This window comes from Dethiosulfovibrio faecalis (assembly GCF_021568795.1).
Lineage (GTDB): Bacteria > Synergistota > Synergistia > Synergistales > Dethiosulfovibrionaceae > Dethiosulfovibrio > Dethiosulfovibrio faecalis.
The window spans coordinates 210542-227553 of the sequence record NZ_JAKGUE010000003.1 but is presented as its reverse complement, the minus strand read 5'-3'; the positions used below and the strand labels follow the sequence as shown (position 1 = coordinate 227553).

Here is a 17012-nt window from a genome sequence, read left to right as displayed (position 1 = left end):
CATGAAAAAACTATTTGCACTGGTTCTGATCGCGGCGATCGGAGCGGGGATCTGGTGGTATAGGGGCGACGGAGAGAAGCAGAGGATTTCCTACAGGACCGAGTCGCTTCGAAGGGGCGACATGGTGAAGACGGTGTCCGCCACAGGGACGCTGGAGGCGATAAACACCGTTCTGGTCGGAAGCCAGGTGTCGGGCAACCTCTCGGAGGTGCTGGTGGACTACAACGACGAGGTGACTAAGGGACAGCTTCTGGCCAGGATAGACCCCACTCTGTTTCAGGCGAACGTGGACAAGGCCGAAGCGGCCCTTCTGACCGCCCAGGCCGACCTGGCCGAGGGCAGGGCATCTCTGGCACACGCAAACAGGGCCCTGGCTAGAAAGAAAGAGCTGGTGGGGCGGAATCTTATAGCCAAGGTGGACCTGGACGACGCGGAGCTCTCGGTTGCTACGGCCAGGGCCAGCCTTAGGGCTCTGGAGGGCAAGGTGGCCCAGGCCAAAGCGTCCCTCAGCAGCGCAAAGACCGATCTGGCCCACACGGAGATAGTGTCCCCCATAAACGGGGTGGTGACGGCCAAGGAGGTGGACGAGGGACAGACGGTGGCGGCCAGCCTGTCAGCCCCGGAGCTCTTCACCATAGCGGAGGACCTGAGACGGATGAGGGTCGAGGCCGACATAGACGAGGCCGATATAGGTTCCATAAAGGAAGGTCAGGACGTGTCCTTCACCGTTGACGCCTACCCCAGCCGGACCTTCTCCGGCAAGGTGGACAGGATAAGGCTGGCTCCTACGGAGACGGACAACGTGGTGACCTACACGGTGGAGATAGGGGTCTCCAACGACGACCTGTCCCTCTATCCCGGCATGACGGCGGAGGTGGCGGTCGTGACGGACCGTCGAGAGGACGTGCTCATGGCCCCGTCCGCCGCCCTCAGGGTGGACATACCCACACAGGAAGGAGAGCCCCACGGCGGATCCCTCAACGGCAGCGGCGTACTATTCACACTGTCCGGCGACAGTCCCGTTCCCGTACCGGTGAAGACCGGTCTGGCCGAGAACAGATGGGTTCAGGTTTCCGGAGAGGTGTCCGAGGAGACCCGGGTGGTGGTCGAGGTTCTGTCCGACGGATCGTCGGAGGAGAAGGGGGGCGGACTCTTTGGACCAGGCCCTGGTAGACGTCCGTGATCTGAGGAAAAGCTACGTCCTGGGAAGCCAGGAGGTCCACGCCCTTCAGGGGGTCAGCTTCAAGGTGGACCGGGGCGAGTTCGCCGCCATAATGGGGCCCTCCGGCTCGGGAAAGTCGACCATGATGAACATGCTGGGCTGTCTGGACGTGCCGACGTCCGGAAGCTACGTTCTGGACGGCAGGGACGTGGCGGAGATGAAGCCGGACGAGCTGGCCCACGTGAGGCGCGACTCCATAGGCTTCGTATTCCAGGGTTTCAACCTGCTCTCACGAACCAGCGCCCTGGAGAACGTGGAGCTGCCCATGGTCTACGCCGGGGTGTCCCCCTCGGAACGCCACAGGAGGGCCGCCGAGTCGCTGGACCTGGTGGGATTGGGAGACAGGATGGATCACATGCCGCACCAGATGTCCGGAGGACAGCAGCAGAGGGTGGCCATAGCCAGGGCCCTGGTCAACCGGGCTCCTCTGATACTGGCCGACGAGCCCACGGGGAACCTGGACAGCGCCAACAGCGAGGACATAATGAGGCTTTTCAGGACCCTCAACGACAAGCAGGGTATCACGGTGATACTGATAACCCACGAGCCGGACATGGCGGTGTTCGCCAAGAGGGTGATAACCTTCAGGGACGGCAGACTCGTCGAGGACAGGAGGCAGGAATCGTGATATCCCCCATCCAGACCGCCCATATAGCCACCAAGGCCCTGTGGGCAAACAAGATGAGGTCGGCCCTGACCGTGCTGGGCATAGTGATAGGCGTGGTGGCGGTGATAATAATGTTCGCCGTAGGGACGGGAGCCAGGGAGGAGATATCGGCCAAGATGAACTCCCTGGGGAGCAACATGCTCTTCATACGCCCCGACGTGTTCCGTACCGGAGGGGTCCGGTCCGGTTCGGTGCAGACGCTTAACGTCAAGGACGCCGAGGCCATAGGGATCGAGTGCCCCTCCGTGACCGCCGTGGCCCCGGTGGTGAACTTCTCCGCCCAGGTGGTCCAGGGGAACACGAACTGGTCCACCAGAATAACCGGAACAACCGGCCCGTTCCTCACGGTCAAGGACTGGGAGATAGAGGACGGACGGAATTTCACCTCCACCGAGGAGAGAGGGGCCGCCAAGGTGTGCCTTCTCGGAGAGACCGTGGCGGATGAGCTCTTCGGCTCGGAGGACCCCATAGGGGCGTCGGTCCGGATAGGGAAGGTTCCCTTCAAGGTGATAGGTCTGCTGAAGAGCAAGGGAGAGTCCATGATGGGAGACGAGGACGACATAGTCCTGGTTCCCTTCACCACCGCCAGGAAGAGGCTGTCCCCTTCCAGGACCCCCGGTCGGGTGGGGTCGATATTCGTAAAGTCGTCCTCCCCCGAAAGGCTCAACGCCGCCCAGAAGGAGATAGAGGCCCTGCTCCGGCAGAGACACAGGATAAAGGAGGGAGCCGAGGACGATTTCAGGGTGCAGAACGTCACCCAGATGGTCGAGGCCACCAAGTCCGCCACGGGGGTCATGACCATGCTCCTCACTGCCGTGGCGTCGGTCTCTCTTCTGGTGGGAGGCATAGGGATAATGAACATAATGCTGGTCTCAGTCACCGAGAGGACCAGGGAGATAGGCATCCGCATGGCGGTAGGAGCCACCGCCACGGACATAAGGATCCAGTTCATGACGGAGGCGCTGCTCCTGTCTCTGATAGGCGGTCTGGTAGGGGTCGCCCTGGGCTGGGGAGGGGCATTCTCCATAACGAGATTCACCGGCTGGAACACGTCCGTGCCGGTCTTCGCGGTGGTGCTGGCCGTAGGGGTATCCGCCGCGACTGGGATGTTCTTCGGCTACTACCCGGCTGCCAAGGCGGCCAGGCTGAACCCGATAGACGCCCTCAGACACGAATAGGCCGGGACCGGCCTAGGCCATCTGCCGTCTGACCAGATCGGCGAAGAGCCCATCCTCCTCCATCAGCTCGTCGTAGGTTCCCTCCTCCGCCACGGCACCGCGATCCATGACGAGAATCCGGTCCGCCCCCATGACGGTGGAAAGACGGTGGGCTACGACTATGCGGGTGGCGTCGATGGCCTCGAGACTTTCGCTCACCAGCTCCTGGGTCCTGTTATCCAGGGCGCTGGTGGCCTCGTCGAAGATCAGGACCCGGGGTTTTCCGGCTATCGCCCTGGCTATGAGCAGTCTCTGCTTCTGGCCTCCGGATATGGTGTTGGCCCCTTCGGTGAGCACCGTATGGATTCCCATGGGCATCTCCGAGATGTCGTCCTTCATCCCCGCCTTCGCCAGGGCCTCCTCCACGTCGTCGACGGAAAGGTCCCTGGAACACCTGACGTTGGAGGCGATGCTTCCCGGCAGCAGCCCGCCGCCCTGCAGGACGACCCCTATCTGCTCTCTGAGCTTCTTGAGGTCCAGCTCGCCTATCTCCTTATGGTCGAAGAAGATACCCCCCGATTCGGGACGGTCGAACCCCAGAAGCATCCGTATGATCGTCGACTTTCCCGCTCCGGAGGGGCCCACTATGGCTACGAATTCCCCGGGGGAGACGGAAAAGCTCAGGTCCTTCAACACCGGGGGGCCGTCGCTCCTGTAGCGGAAGGTCACCCGGTCGAGCTCGACGCTGCCGGTTATATCCCCCGGGTCGGTCTTTCCCCCGCCGGTCTCCGGCTCGGTCCTCAGGATCGGCGCCAGGTTTTCCACCAGGGGAAGGACGTTCAAGGTCGTGGTAACGGAGCTCACCACCTTGAGAAAGGACGTCTGTAGAGCCCCGAAGGCCGTCCAGAAGGCCATGAATCGTCCGGTGTCGTAGGCTCCGTCGTCGGAGCTCCAGCGGACGAGAACGTACACCACCGCTATGGTGGTTACCCCGGAGATGAGCGCCATGGCGGAGTTCATGCCGTTCTCCAGCTTTCGGGCCCTGGAGGACAGCTTTCTCTGCTCTCCGAAGGAAGCGGCCCAACGAAAGAAGGACAGCTCCTCCGCTCCGGCTATCCTGATTTTGGCTATCCCCGTAAGGAGCTGAAAGGTAAGGGCGGAGATCCTGTTCTGCAGGGCAATCATAGGGCGCTGAAGCCGAAGCTGGAACAGGTTCACCACCAGCATCACCGCTCCCTGAATGGTCAGACAGCCCAGTCCCGCCAGAGCGATCCGCCAGTCGTACCAGATGGACTGGGCGGCGTAGAACAGGACGAAGATGCCCTCCACGATGAAGGTCCTGACCGCCATGGAGGCCAGAGAGCGAAGCATGTACAGCCCCAGGGCCCTGTTGGCCAGATCTCCCGAGGTGGTCTTCCTGAAGAAGTCCACCGGAAGGCGAAGTATCCGGTCCCAGACGCCGGTCGACACCCTGTGGTCCAGGATCGTCTCCGTTCGCAAGAAGGCGACGGCCTGGGCGAAGCGGAGCAGCGCCGACGACAGGGCCACTCCCACCAGGATGGCGAAAAGCTGGATCATCCGTCCCCTCTCGGCCTGGGGGATGACCTCGCTGAAGACTATACCGTTGATCTCCGGAGGGATAAGTCCCAATAAAGCCAGAACCGTGCCGAAGACGAAGGTCAGGGCTATATCGCGGCCGCGGCCGGAGATTCCGAAACGGAGCAGATCCCAAGCGTTCAAGGACCGGGTCGGCATAGGGAGGTAGACGTGAAGCCCCTCCGGGGAGATAGACTCGGCCACTGTTCGGTCGACGTCGAGCTCCCCGTCGCAACCGACCATGCGGTAGCCTCCTCTTCCCTTGGGGATCAGGGCCACAGGACGATCCTCCCTGAAGGCTATCATAGGGTCTCCGTCGGAGATCCACCAATCTCCGGCCAGGGTTATCTTCCTCGTTCGCAGATCGGCCCTGCGAAGGACGTCCGGGACGTCGCCGTTCCGTTCGCCGGTAGATCGAGGGATATCGACCCCCAGAAAAGCCGCCACCGCGGAGCAGGCGACGGAGACTGGGTCGTCCTTCCGAACTTCGCTCGCCCTTTCATCTCCCGACAGATGTGAAAAAAGACGACCCATGCCGGAGGACATCGCAGTCCTCCTGGAACGCTGCATCTCCCTGAGCTCCCCTACGTCGTCGGCGGCCTTCATTCGGGAGTTCATGGCCAGAGACGAAAAGACGACCTCGGAAAAACGGTCGAAGTAGGAGGAGAAGTCTCCCTGAACGATAAGATCTTCCGTGGAGACGGAGAACAGGGAACATCCCTCGAGAGGAAGTATCCAACAGTTCGACGGCAGGGCGAAAAAGCCGCCGCCCGGGGCCATGTCCTCGGTCCCCACGAAGAGGGCCCGTCCGGTCCGGAGCTCGATCCAGAGCGACGAGGCGCTGCCGGCAGGACGATCGGCCTGAAGCTCGGCGTCTCCCGGGACTATCTCCTGACGGATTCTGGGCAAAGGGACTATGTCCTTGATTATTCCACGGCCCAGCCCCTCCAGAAAACCGTCGACGAGAGACGCCGCCTCGGAGGCCTCGGTTCGGGCCGCCTCCAGGAAGTCCGACCGGGACAGCTCCACCACGGAGGTGCCGGGAACTCCGCTGACCAGAAGCCCTGTGGCTTTTCCGAAGAAACCGGTGTCCACGCCGAGCAGGATACTGCCGGGGCCGGAGGAGAACAGATAGTCTCTTCTGCCGGTCTGGACGTCCCCGGATCGGGAGACCACGTAGACGTGGACCTCTCCACCGACCACGCACCATACTTTTTCGGGGTCGTCGAGGAAAAACGGGGTTTTTCCGGTCATCTCCAGGGATTTCCCCATCGGCTCCAGGATCTTAAAGAGATGGTTCACGTCGTCGCCTCCCATAAGGTCAGTTCTCGATGAGATCGGCGTATCTTCCGCCCAGAGCGATCAGCTCCTCGTGGGTTCCCCGCTCCTCCACCTTGCCGCTTTTCATGACGACGATCTCGTCGCAGTCCCTTATGGTGGATAACCTGTGGGCAACTATCAGACAGGTGCATCCCCTCCGACGGAGGGCCCTGTCTATCGCCTCCTCGGTGGGAGAGTCCAGGGCACTCGTGGCCTCGTCCAGAACTATAAGCGACGGTCGGCGGACCAGGGCCCTGGCTATCTCCAGCCTCTGTCTCTGACCTCCGCTGAAATTACGGCCGTTCTCCTCGACCATGGCGTCGTATCCGCCGCTGCGCTCGACGATGTCTCCGTGGATCTCGGCGTCCTTACAGGCCTCCACCAACAACTCCATGGGTATGGTGTCGTCCCACAGGGTGAGGTTTTCCCGAACGGTGCCCTCGTAGAGGGATATCTCCTGATCCACGAAGGAAAAGGACATTATCAGCTGTTCTCTGGGAATCTCCGCCAGAGGGCGACCGTCCAGCAGGACCTCGCCGGACCAGGGGGAGAAGAGCCCGCAGATTATCCGGGCCACGGTGGATTTCCCCGATCCGGAACCTCCCACCAGGGCGACTCGGGATCCTGGAACCAGGTTCAGAGAAAACTCTTCCAAAAGCGGAGGGTTCAGAGGAGAGTAGCCGAACGAGACGTTTCGGAGCTCCAGACGGCCGGACAGACGGACCTGGCTCAGTCCGACCATGCCGCCTTCCTCCATTGCCGGACGGGGCCTCGATGGAGGATAGCGAAGAACGTCGTCCAGCCTGTTGACGTTTCCCCTGGCGCTCTCGAAAGAGCTCCACAGGCCGACCAGATCGGACATAGGCGAAAGGGTCTGCTGCATGAGGACCTGGATGGCCAGAAGCATCCCCATGGTGAGCACGCCGTCCATCGCCCTGAGCCCTCCGAAGCAGAGGATCGCAGCGGCGGAAAGGGACGAGAGCATGGGCATCACGGGCTCCACCCTGGCGGAGAAGAGCCCGAGGGAGGTCCTGGCCTCCAATACCTTGGCCATGTGCCCCGCCAGTCGGGCGAACTGATCGTCCTCGCCTCCGAAGGACTTGACCGTTTCTATGACGTTAAGCCCTCCCATGGCGGTACCGGCGAAACGGCCTATCTCGTTGGTAAGCCTTTCGTTCAGATCGGACCTTCGGCGGTTCATGGCGGCCAACATTATCAGAGCCGCGACACAGGCACCCACCGCGACGAGGGCCAGAGGCGGGTCGTAGAGAACTATCACGACGCCGTAGAACCCGACCATCAGGCACTGAAGCACCGTGCTGGCCAGATCTCGGGATATCAGCTGAGCTACCTGGTCGTTAAGCTGAACCCTGTTTCCGATCTCCCCGGCGTAGCGTTGAAGAAAAAAAACGTAGGGAAGACGGAAGAGATGGACCATGAACCCTGCCGAGTCCCGAAGGGCCATGGACGTCTCCTGCCTCAGCAGGGAGGAGCTCTGGAGCCAGGTGAGGACGGCCTTCACCAGGGCCATGGCTGCCATCAGGGACAGAAGGGGACGGAACCACTCCATCCGTCCCTCCACGAGAAGCCGATCCACGAAAATCTGCTGAAAAGACGAGTTGAGGATTCCGGGCACGACCAGAGCCAGTCCCGCCAGTACGGCGAAGGTCACGGCCCATCTGGCACCGTAGAGCCTTTTTCTCAAGGAGGCCCAGGTGCTTCTGGGTTTTCCCTCCGGGCGAAAATCCGGTCCAGGCGTTATCGACAGAGCGACGCCGGTGAAGCAGCGGTCCAGGGTCTCCCTATCGACAGTTCTGGGCCCGGAGGCCGGGTCGTTGAGGTATACCCTGTCCCCCTTCATTCCCTCCAGGACGAGAAAATGGTTGAAGTTCCAGAACAGCACCGTCGGAAAGGTCAGATCGCTCAGGCGGTCCGTCTCCTTTCTGTAGCCCTTGGCCACCATGCCGTACTTCCGGGCGGCCTTCAGGACGTTTACCGCCTTGCTGCCGTCACGGCCTATGCCGCAGTCCTCCCTCAGAACCTCGAGAGGAACGTGGACGCCGTAATATCCCAGGACTATGGCCAAGGCCGCGGCCCCGCATTCCGACGCCTCCATCTGGATCACCGTGGGGGTCTTCACCCGTCTAGTCATCTGGGTCCTCCCCGTGAGGTTCCTCTCCAACCCCCAGGAAGAAGTTTTTGAGGAAGGGCAGGACGAGGGTCACAGGGGCCTGTCTACGGACCACGACGGTGACCCCGGCCAGGGTCCCGCTCTGCAGCGTCAGAGGCGGTCCGCCTCCGGAGGACCATTCATAGCCGGTCTCGGTCTTCATCGATCTTCGCATGGCTACGGTCAGGGTTATGGGGGATCCGCCCTGAGACAGGCTCTTAACCAGCTCGTCGTTTCCCAGAACCCGCTTCATTCCCCTGGAGGACGCGGGAAAACGGGAGACCCTGGTGACTTGTCCCAGGATGACGCCGAACTCCTCCTGTTTGACCACCGAGGGAGAGACCTGGGCCTCCATACCGGCGGAGATCTTCTTACCCTGCCGGGGCTGGACGAAGGCGTGCAGATAGAGGGGGGTTCTTCCGTCGTCCTCTTTCTCCACCGACAGCAGAGCCTCTCCGGAGCGGATTACCTGTCCTCTGGTCTTGAAGACCTCCAAAACCCGTCCGTCCGCCGGGCTCCTGATAACGCTCTCCAGTTCCAGACGATCCCTCAGAGCCCGCAGCTGCTCTTTAGAGGCCATTATCCTCATATCGACGTCCATCTTCTCCCTTTCCAGCTGGGAGGAAGAGTCCACCGCCGTCATAGGCACTCTGGCCAGCTCCTCCCTTCGGGAAAGTATGTCCTGAAGGGCTCCGTTATATTTTTCCTTGACGTCCAGATACTGACTGCGGGTTATGTACTTCTTGCGAAACAGCTCGTCGTACCTCTCGAGCTGTTCCTTAAGAGATGCCGCCCTCTCGCGAGCCACCTGAAGGGAGGCCGTCAGGGTCTGTCTTCTTCTGGCCAGATACTCGGACTCCAGGCTTTTCCTGTCGTCGCCCATCTCCTCGCCGGTGTCCCTCTCGAGCTCGAGCAAGTCGAGCTTGGCCTCCAGTTCGGCGATACTGTGTATCAGGTCCGGCTGGGAAATTCTAGCCACGACCTGTCCCGTCTCGACCCGGTCGTCCACGTCGACCAGGACGACGTTTAACTGGCCGTCGCCCGGGGAGGACGCCTCCTCCAAGGCCCCTTCCCTCAGCAGAATACCCTGACCTGTTACCTTGGTGGCTACGGTTCCGAAAAATCCCCACCAGATCAGCAGAGCCAGAAGAAGCGTCACCGCAGCCAGGGCGACCCAAGAGGCCGGTCGAACTATGCGAAACGGGACGTCCAGCTGATCCGGTGACGAAAGTCGATCCAGAGCGGACTGGCGGAATAGCTGTTTTTTCATCTACGAAAACCACCTTCAAGAGGCCCTTCTTCATATCATGAAAGAGCACGTCATCTATAATATAATAAGACATATCTGAAAATTACGCATCGATCACCGGGAGGTATTGGATGAGATTTCTTTCTTCACAGCCCATCGCGATCGTGGCCCTAGTGGCGGTCCTCGCTCTCCTATGGCCCTCCGGGTCCTTCGGGGAGACGGTTCTGACCGAAGATGCCTATCTGAGCCTGGTTCTGGAGAGAAACGAGGACCTTGCCGCCATGGGAAGGGAGATCGACGCCGGGGTCTTCTCTGCAAGGTCCGAGATGGGAACGCAGCGACCCTCTTTGAAGTTGGCCACCGAGATCGATCGCTGGATGAACAGGGACAGAGGAGACCGATACCTCGACCTGGCTCTCTCCCACCGTATCGACCTTTCCGGCAGGTACGGCCTACAGGAAAGGGATCTTCTGATCGGACTGGACATATTGAGACAGAGTTTTTACGGATCGGTAAACGATACCCTGGCCGGAGCGTCGTCGACCTACAGAAGAGCGGTCATGGCCGGGTTGAACCTGAAGATGAGAGAGGACATTCTGGAACATCGTGAAAAATCCCTGGAGGTAACCAGGGAAAAATTCGAGAAGGAACTCGTTCCACTGCTGGACCTTCTAAGGGCCCGATCTCAGAGGGACGAGGGAGAGGCCCTTTTTCTCGGTGCCCATAGGGACTACGAACAGAGGTTGATAGAGATGCGGTCCTTCGTCGGAAACGCCGAGGTAAACCCCGTCGTGGAGGTGCCGGATCCGACGTCCCTAGATCTGTCGATAGATCTGAACTCCGCGATGGAAGGGCGCCCGGAGATCGAGGCTCTAAGGCTCGCGATCGAACAGGCGGGGGTCAGAAAATCCCTGGCGGCCAGAGGCCTTTCCCCCCTTTTGGACCTGTCCATAGGCTGGAGGCTCGGAGAGGACTACCGGTCTCCCTTCGCGGAGGACAACCAGGGAGAGCTGATGCTGACGGCGGTGCTTTCCGTTCCCATCTCCGACGGGAACCAGACCGAAAACGCCGTCGAGGCCGCCAGGCTGACGGAGGAAAAGGCCGATCGAGAGCTGAGGGCCCGACAGGACGACATCGCCAAGGAGATCGAGCTCGTCCGAAACCGCTGGGACAGAGGACGAGAGCTGGAGACCCTGAGACGGAGCCAGATTGAGGGATCGTCGAAAGAGCTGAAGATCGCGGAGATGCTCTATCGGGAGGGTCTGGCCTCTCAGCTGGACCTGATAAACGCCCAGGAGAGAGATCAGCAGACCAGAGGCGACCATCTGTCGGCGATTCAGGAACTGTGGCTGGTTCTCTCCGAGGCGGACAGAGTGGCCGGACGCTACGTCTCCCGATTCACGTCGGAACCAAAAAAAGGGCCTTCTCCGAAGGAGTAAGGCCCTTTGGGCAGTTTCCATCCCGAGAACGTCACGCACCGGCGGCGGCGATGGCGAGGGCGATGATGCCCATACCTCCACCTATACCGATTCCTATGGAGATTCCGTAAATCATGTCGTCCGACGTCCCTCCGACCACCGCCTCCAGCTCCTCGTCGGAGAGCTCCGGGTTCCTCTCGAAGACCACCTTCTGCATCTCCTCCTCGGAGAAGTCGTAGCCCAGGTCTTCCTTGACGTAGCGGCTTATGCTCTCCCTGTCGCCCAGCTCCTTGATGCGTTCGGACAGCTCGCCGTCGGACTCCAGCCTCTCGTAGAAACTAATCGCCGATTCCATGGACATACACATCGCCTCCTTCGTATTCGATAATCACAGACCACGTTTCCTACGCCGTTATTCCGCCATCCTCCAGCAACACCCCGGCGGAGTAAAACCGCCAAAGCGCCAGAGGGGACATCTTATCTACCATACCCGGAACCTTCACGAGATCGCCCAGAGAGGTTTCCTCCAACATGCGCTTTACCGACGGCATCAGTTCGGGCAACCCCGATCCGTTGTGCCAAAAGCCGGTCTTTACGTTGTTAAAACGGACCTTTTCCGGAACCTCGGGAAAGACCGTCCTCAGGGGATATTTGAGAGTTCCCTTCCCATAGAGGAAATCCAGTCTGAACCGGGAGACCAGATCGACGATGACGTCGGACAGAAAGGGGGCCCTTACCTCCATTCCGAAGTGATCCGCAAGGCTTACGTCGTAGTGGAGCAGGTAACGGAGAGTCCTGTTCAGAAGGTCCTGCCTTCTGACCGACTCCCAATCGGAACAGTCCGCCGCGAAAAAACGAACTCCCCTTCGCCGGCAGACCTCCTCTCTGGACAGCCCCAACACGGCGCAGGCACCGCCGTCGTTCAGGTTGACCCAGCTGCTGGTCCTGGTGAAGCACCGCCTGACCAGTCGAAGGGTCAACACTCCCATAGGGGGAGATTCCATCTGGGCCTTCTTCCATAACTCCGCCTTCTCTCGATCCCCGACGGCCAGTCTGTCCATGGCCATAGGGAAGTGCCAGGGATAACCGCATAGCACCTCGTCGCCTCCCTGACCGCTGTAGACCGTCTTTATTCCCCGGCGGGACATGGCGGAGAGGAGCCTGAACTGAGGCAGAGGGCCCAGAGGTATGTGAACCGGTATCTCCAGAATCCTGCACATATTCTCCAGCTCCTCCAACGAGACGACTTGGTCTCCCTTCACCACCGACGGATCGGTCCCCAGGGCCTCCGCCGTCTCGAGGGCAAGCTTTTCGTCGAGAGTGTTGGACACGGAGTAAACGAAGCACCCGGGATTTCCGACGGACGACCAGGCGGCGGCTATGGCGGAGGAGTCCAGTCCTCCGCTGAGACACAGACCGGCGTCTTCCGGTATGTCCCCCAAAGAACCGATCAGAGCCTCGCGGAAAAGGGGCAGGATCTCCTCTCCCAGCTCCTCCGAGGGATCGGGAAGGGGGTTCGGCTCGGAAATCCGGGCGTCGCCTCCCTCCACGTGAAGCTCTCCGCCCGGCGGCACCTCGAAAACCCCCTCGAAAAAGGTCGCTCCGTCGGGAAAAACCACCGTTCCGGAGGAGAGAAAATCCAACAGGGCCTCCCGGCGCCAGACCTTGCGGACCTTCCCCGTATCGAATATCTCGCGATAGGAGCGACCGACCGCAACCCCTCCCTCGAAGGGAGCGTAGATCGTCGGCTGCCCGTATCGACTAGTCATCGACGGTATCCCCGTCGTTCGGGGATAATCCCAGGGTCCGACCTATGCAGGTTCGAGCTACCTTGGAAAGGGTCATCTCATGGCCGAAATCGGAGATCTCCATGCCGGTCTCCGAAAGCATCTCGATCAGGGACGCCTTCCAGGGCAGCCCCTCCGCCCTGAGATGATCTCTCAGCCTGTCCATAAACGGCGCGGCGAAGTCTCTGTCCGCCTCCTCCAGATAGACGTCTCTGTCGGTCTCCAGAAGGCTCTCTCTTCGGGCGGCCTTTCTCTTCCAGCGGACGTAATCCCCCCGCAGCTTCAGCTCGTCCAGGACGATTCCGCTGTTCTTCTCGCTTACCCGTCCCTGCATAAGCCATCTATGCAGATGGTGCAGTATGGCCTCCTCTCTTACCAGTCGGCGAAAATCGCCGTCGTCCACATCGTTATCGGCCATCCAGACGGAAAGGTCTTCGTCCGACTCGATCCCCAGACGGCGCTTGAGACGGCGTTCCTCCGATTTAACGGCTCCGATCGACGGATCGATGTTCCACAGGTGCTCCCCCAGCATGAGAGCGAGTTTACGGTTCAGCCCCCCGCGGTTGAGATCCTCCCCGTCGGGATGGGAGAAGGTTACCATGTCCGCCACCGCCCACTGCCTCACCGGGCCGTATTCGGAGTCTACCGGACGGTCCCGCCGATCCATGGATTTGAATATGGCGGAGTTCCTCCGTTTCGAGGATATCTTCCGTCGATCTCTGGCTTTTATTCCCTTTCGGGCCGGTTCCTCCAGGCGGTTCAGAAGGGCCTCCGAGTCGTTTTTTACGGCGTTCGACGCCCGAGGAAGCCAGTCGGTCAGGAGATCCAGTTCTCCAGGGTCGACTCCTGCGGAGGCGGCTTTTTTCAGAAGTGATTCCCAGGTGCGCAGCCGCCAGAAAAACCCTTCCGCCATGGAGATAAGTCCAGCCCCGCTCTCGGCGGAGAGAATTCCTTCAGCCTCCGCCTCTTTCAGGACGTCCCGAATCACGACGAGAGGAACCGAGAGAAGCCTCACCCCGGAGGGTTCCCCAACCCAGTCGCAGAGGACCTCGTCGTCCCTCTCCAGCTCTCCGGACGCCACCCTTTCGAAGATGGTTCCGACCCCCTCCATGCCGAACGGAGCTAGCTCGCAGGCCCGATGGGCTCCGACTCCAGAGGCTCCGGCCACGTACACTCCGGCATCCATGACGGCCAGGATCTCCTTGTGCCATGTCGGCAGCCCCCTGTAGGGCAGCTCGCAATCCAGAAGACCTATCGCGTCCGGACGCAGTTCCCTCTCGTACCTCAACAGATCTCCCTGGACCGCCGGAGGCAGAAAGATCATGTCCCTTCCCGAAAGGTCCAGACCGATAAGGGAGGGACCTCCGAAAACCAGGGTCACCAACGGAATCCCTCCTCTCTGAAAAGAGGACCGCCCCGACCGGTTTTAAGACGGATGGAGCTGATGCCCCTCTCCCATGGACGATAGTAGGGGAAAATATAGCCCTCGGCACCGGGGACTATCACCTTTACGGCCTCCACGGGATCGCCGTCTTCGGAGAACCGGAAAACCAGCACTCGGTCGAGCCCCACGGCGCTCAGACGGTCCACACATAAATTTACGTCTTCCTCGAAGTACGATCGGACCTGCTCGACCACATCTGAGAGATCCATGGTTTCCCTTACGTTCCGTCCCATAAGCTCGAGGGACAGCTTTCCGTTTCCGTTCATCGATCGGAAGAACTCCTTGGACGGCACGAGATCCCTCACGCCGGACAGGAAAGCGCATCTTCCCTGAACCGCCTCGGTTACCGCCCTTATCATGGCGGTTTCATGATCGAGAGAGCTTCCCATCCCGTGGGCGACGCTGCCCAGGGATCTGGGATCCTCCAGATCGAAAAGATAGCAGTTCCAGGTAGGTATCCTCACGTCGGTGCCGTTATCGGCCAAAATAGGCTCTATCCCGGCCGCCCTGATCCGTTCCAGAAGCTCCGTCACCCTCGAAAAAGGTATGGTCTTCTGGTCGGCGACTCTAAAGACCGGAGCGGCGCACCCCATCGCCCTGGAGGCCAGGGTGGCGCAGGTAACGGAGTCCCTCTCCACCACCTCCAGAAGAGCCTGGGATATGGCCTCCAGTATGTGAACGCCGCAGGCCAGTCCGTTGGAACTGGACTGAAAGAGCATGCCCTCCGACAGATCCATCAGCCTGTCATCACGGCCGCCCGGCGACAGGCGAACCAGTTCCAGAGGTACGGGTATCTCCTCCTGTCCGACGATATCCCAACATAGGACCCACCATGTCTCCAGGTTTTCGTGAAAAAAGGAATGAGGGGTCAGAGCTAGACGCTCCAGGGGAACCATTGAGTAGGAGGAGGAAAGCTCCCTCCAGGTAGACCTGAAGGCTCCCGGAATATCCCTCGTGCCGTACCACCGTTCCAGCGACTCGCCGGCGGCGGACAGACGGGCCGCAGCAGCGGTGAATCCCTTGCCGTGGGCCGCGGTATAGCCGTCCATGCTGGGCCTTATGACGTTGAACACCGGAATTCCTATACGGTCCAGCCCCGTTATGTCCGATACCCTGGTGACCCCTGTCTCCCGAAGAAACGGATCGAAGAGTCTCCAGGCCTCGTCGTATCCGACTGGATGGGCGGAGGTTCCCTCTTTGTCCGTCCTTTTTTCAAGACTGAGCTCGGCTCCCCTAAAGTTCACGGGAGAGGCGATACGGAAGTTCTCGGACATCGGCACACTTCCCTTCATGATCGGTCGCAATCTTCTTACATATAAACCATAAAGCTTGACATAATGTCAAAGTCAAGAGGAAAGTTCGAAAAAACACCGGCCATCCTCGCTGTAGGACACATCTAAAAAACCACGTCCGAGTTTCCTCGGAGAGGACATACTGCTTGACCTTGACACTGTGTCGGGATGTAGAATAAACAGCGGAGGGGATAATCATGAACGATATACGAGAGATGGATCGACTGTTACGCTCCTTCGGCCTGAACGTTCGATCGACCAGAGAACTCCTGGACAAGGGCGAATCGGAGAAGGTCCTCGCCATGCTGGCGAAGGAGGAGTCACGTATAGCGCTGAAAAAGCTGGAACTGGAGGATCTTCGGGAGGCCATAGCCGCGATGGCCCGGAAATCGGCTAATGACGGCGACGACGGAGAGCTTTCCGACGACGATATGGAGCTCCTGAGCGCAGCAGGAGAAGAGCGGATCGTAAAACCATGACCCGCCAAGATCCCTCCGCCTCTACGCTTCTTATAGGACAGTTCTCCAAGCTCAGCGGCCTTTCGCCTCGGATGCTGAGGTTCTACGCGGAACAGGGCATACTCACCCCGACCCACACTGACTCCGACACGGGATATCGATACTACAGCGACTCGCAGCTGGAGGAAGCCGAACGCCTTCTGCGGCTCAGGAGGGCGGATTTCTCCGTCGACGACGTTAGACGCATCATATGCGGAGACGGGGGAAAAGGCTTTCGAAGTCTTATCTTGGAGCAGCGGGAAAACCTCATAAACAGGATGGGGTCGCTGGAGGACTCGTTGAGAATACTGGACGAGCTGGAGGCGGAGCTGGGTGACGAGGAGGCCCCCCCCACCGAAGCGTCCGGCCTCCCGGGGAACCCCGACCGATGACGATATCTCTGGGAGAGGTATGGACCAAAAGCCTGATCTCCGTTTCGAAAATTCCCGGTGTGGATTTCACGGTGAACCCCTACGTGGGATGCCCCCACAAGTGCATATACTGCTACGCCGAGTTCATAAAGCAGCATACCGACCATACCGAGGACTGGGGAGATTTCATGGACGTCAAGAGGTGTCACGCCAGGCTCCCCTACAAGAAGATGCAGGGAAAGACCGTGGTGATGTGTTCCTCCACCGACGGCTACAACCCGCTGGAACTTCGCTTCGAGGCCACCAGGGAGATACTGGAGGACATGGTCTTCAGCCAGTGCGATTTCGACCTTATGATATTGACCAAGGGATACGCGGTGGTCCGAGATATAGATCTGTTTTTGAAGTTGAAGGCCAAGGTGGGAATCTCGATAAACTCTCTGGACGACTCGTTCAGGGCCAAGGCGGAGCCCAGGGCCTCCTCGGTGAGAAAAAGGCTGGAGGCCCTCAGGCTGCTGAGAGAGGCGGGGCTCGAGACCTGGGTCTTCATGTCCCCCATCTTTCCGGGGATAACCGACTTCAGGGCGGTGATCGATGCGACCAGACCCTGGACCTGCGAGTACGGTTTCGAGAACCTGAAGTTGAACGGCCCCTTCAGACCCAGGGTGCTGGAGATGATACGGAGGGAATATCCCGAACTGATCCCGCTGTATCGCCGGATCTTCGTGGAAAAAGACTACGGCTACTGGGACGAGCTCTCATGGGAGATCCGCTCCCACTGTAGAAAAATGGGACTCAGGTTCGGGGTGTATTTCTGATCGA

Annotated in this window: 14 protein-coding genes; 7 read left to right on the top strand and 7 right to left on the bottom strand. The window is 60.1% G+C overall.

The features are described from left to right. Position 1: 1 nt before the first annotated feature. Genes L2W58_RS04615 through L2W58_RS04605 form a run of 3 tightly spaced genes read left to right on the top strand, consistent with a single transcriptional unit; the run spans position 2 to position 3067 of the window. Positions 2–1183 carry an efflux RND transporter periplasmic adaptor subunit gene (locus L2W58_RS04615; protein WP_236101898.1) on the top strand — a complete coding sequence of 394 codons (1182 nt, stop codon included), beginning with the start codon at positions 2–4 and terminating at the stop codon, positions 1181–1183. After that, entirely contained in the window at positions 1155–1850 is a 696-nt protein-coding gene (locus tag L2W58_RS04610; protein ID WP_274705045.1) for an ABC transporter ATP-binding protein, read from the top strand. The genes L2W58_RS04615 and L2W58_RS04610 overlap by 29 nt, the downstream gene beginning before the upstream one ends. Further along, positions 1847–3067 (top strand): ABC transporter permease, encoded by a 1221-nt coding sequence (locus L2W58_RS04605; RefSeq protein ID WP_236101896.1) that lies wholly within the window; start codon positions 1847–1849, stop codon positions 3065–3067. Before L2W58_RS04610 ends, L2W58_RS04605 begins: the two co-directional genes overlap by 4 nt. 12 nt (positions 3068–3079) lie before the next feature. Here L2W58_RS04605 and L2W58_RS04600 read toward each other — a convergent pair whose 3' ends face one another. The 3 genes from L2W58_RS04600 to L2W58_RS04590 are packed head-to-tail and all read right to left on the bottom strand — an operon-like array spanning position 3080 to position 9402. Further along, on the bottom strand, positions 3080–5944 hold the full coding sequence (locus L2W58_RS04600; RefSeq protein WP_236101894.1) for an NHLP bacteriocin export ABC transporter permease/ATPase subunit: 2865 nt from the start codon (positions 5942–5944) through the stop codon (positions 3080–3082). Positions 5945–5963: 19 nt separating this feature from the next. Beyond that, positions 5964–8114: an NHLP family bacteriocin export ABC transporter peptidase/permease/ATPase subunit gene (locus L2W58_RS04595; protein ID WP_236101892.1), complete on the bottom strand. Its 2151-nt coding sequence runs from the start codon at positions 8112–8114 to the stop codon at positions 5964–5966. Further along, the gene (locus tag L2W58_RS04590) at positions 8107–9402 is read right to left on the bottom strand and encodes an NHLP bacteriocin system secretion protein (RefSeq protein ID WP_236101890.1); all 1296 of its coding nucleotides are present in this window, start codon (positions 9400–9402) and stop codon (positions 8107–8109) included. The genes L2W58_RS04595 and L2W58_RS04590 overlap by 8 nt, the downstream gene beginning before the upstream one ends. Positions 9403–9512: 110 nt before the next feature. Between L2W58_RS04590 and L2W58_RS04585 the strand changes: the two genes are divergently transcribed. Next, entirely contained in the window at positions 9513–10820 is a 1308-nt protein-coding gene (locus tag L2W58_RS04585) for a TolC family protein (RefSeq protein WP_236101888.1), read from the top strand. Positions 10821–10851: 31 nt separating this feature from the next. Here L2W58_RS04585 and L2W58_RS04580 read toward each other — a convergent pair whose 3' ends face one another. From L2W58_RS04580 to L2W58_RS04565, 4 genes are read right to left on the bottom strand one after another with little or no spacing between them, the layout of a single operon-like run. Next, the gene (locus tag L2W58_RS04580) at positions 10852–11160 is read right to left on the bottom strand and encodes a Nif11-like leader peptide family RiPP precursor (RefSeq protein ID WP_236101886.1); all 309 of its coding nucleotides are present in this window, start codon (positions 11158–11160) and stop codon (positions 10852–10854) included. Positions 11161–11203: 43 nt separating this feature from the next. Further along, entirely contained in the window at positions 11204–12568 is a 1365-nt protein-coding gene (locus L2W58_RS04575; RefSeq protein ID WP_236101884.1) for an asparagine synthase-related protein, read from the bottom strand. Then, positions 12561–13967, bottom strand: a complete 1407-nt coding sequence (locus L2W58_RS04570; RefSeq protein WP_236101989.1) for a TfuA-like protein — start codon at positions 13965–13967, stop codon at positions 12561–12563. Before L2W58_RS04570 ends, L2W58_RS04575 begins: the two co-directional genes overlap by 8 nt. Next, positions 13964–15304: a YcaO-like family protein gene (locus tag L2W58_RS04565; protein WP_236101882.1), complete on the bottom strand. Its 1341-nt coding sequence runs from the start codon at positions 15302–15304 to the stop codon at positions 13964–13966. The genes L2W58_RS04570 and L2W58_RS04565 overlap by 4 nt, the downstream gene beginning before the upstream one ends. 215 nt (positions 15305–15519) lie before the next feature. Between L2W58_RS04565 and L2W58_RS04560 the strand changes: the two genes are divergently transcribed. The 3 genes from L2W58_RS04560 to L2W58_RS04550 are packed head-to-tail and all read left to right on the top strand — an operon-like array spanning position 15520 to position 17008. Then, a complete protein-coding gene (locus L2W58_RS04560; protein WP_236101880.1) occupies positions 15520–15801 on the top strand; it encodes a hypothetical protein in 282 nt (93 codons plus the stop codon). Beyond that, positions 15798–16211, top strand: a complete 414-nt coding sequence (locus L2W58_RS04555) for a MerR family transcriptional regulator (protein ID WP_236101879.1) — start codon at positions 15798–15800, stop codon at positions 16209–16211. Before L2W58_RS04560 ends, L2W58_RS04555 begins: the two co-directional genes overlap by 4 nt. Then, on the top strand, positions 16208–17008 hold the full coding sequence (locus L2W58_RS04550) for a radical SAM protein (RefSeq protein ID WP_236101877.1): 801 nt from the start codon (positions 16208–16210) through the stop codon (positions 17006–17008). Before L2W58_RS04555 ends, L2W58_RS04550 begins: the two co-directional genes overlap by 4 nt. Positions 17009–17012: the final 4 nt, after the last annotated feature.

Coding starts and splice junctions, on each gene's coding strand:
- L2W58_RS04615 (WP_236101898.1), top strand. CDS start 2: ATGAAAAAACTATTTGCACTGGTTCTGATCGCGGCGATCGGAGCGGGG.
- L2W58_RS04595 (WP_236101892.1), bottom strand. CDS start 8,114: ATGACTAGACGGGTGAAGACCCCCACGGTGATCCAGATGGAGGCGTCG.
- L2W58_RS04590 (WP_236101890.1), bottom strand. CDS start 9,402: ATGAAAAAACAGCTATTCCGCCAGTCCGCTCTGGATCGACTTTCGTCA.
- L2W58_RS04585 (WP_236101888.1), top strand. CDS start 9,513: ATGAGATTTCTTTCTTCACAGCCCATCGCGATCGTGGCCCTAGTGGCG.
- L2W58_RS04580 (WP_236101886.1), bottom strand. CDS start 11,160: ATGTCCATGGAATCGGCGATTAGTTTCTACGAGAGGCTGGAGTCCGAC.
- L2W58_RS04575 (WP_236101884.1), bottom strand. CDS start 12,568: ATGACTAGTCGATACGGGCAGCCGACGATCTACGCTCCCTTCGAGGGA.
- L2W58_RS04565 (WP_236101882.1), bottom strand. CDS start 15,304: ATGTCCGAGAACTTCCGTATCGCCTCTCCCGTGAACTTTAGGGGAGCC.
- L2W58_RS04560 (WP_236101880.1), top strand. CDS start 15,520: ATGAACGATATACGAGAGATGGATCGACTGTTACGCTCCTTCGGCCTG.
- L2W58_RS04555 (WP_236101879.1), top strand. CDS start 15,798: ATGACCCGCCAAGATCCCTCCGCCTCTACGCTTCTTATAGGACAGTTC.
- L2W58_RS04550 (WP_236101877.1), top strand. CDS start 16,208: ATGACGATATCTCTGGGAGAGGTATGGACCAAAAGCCTGATCTCCGTT.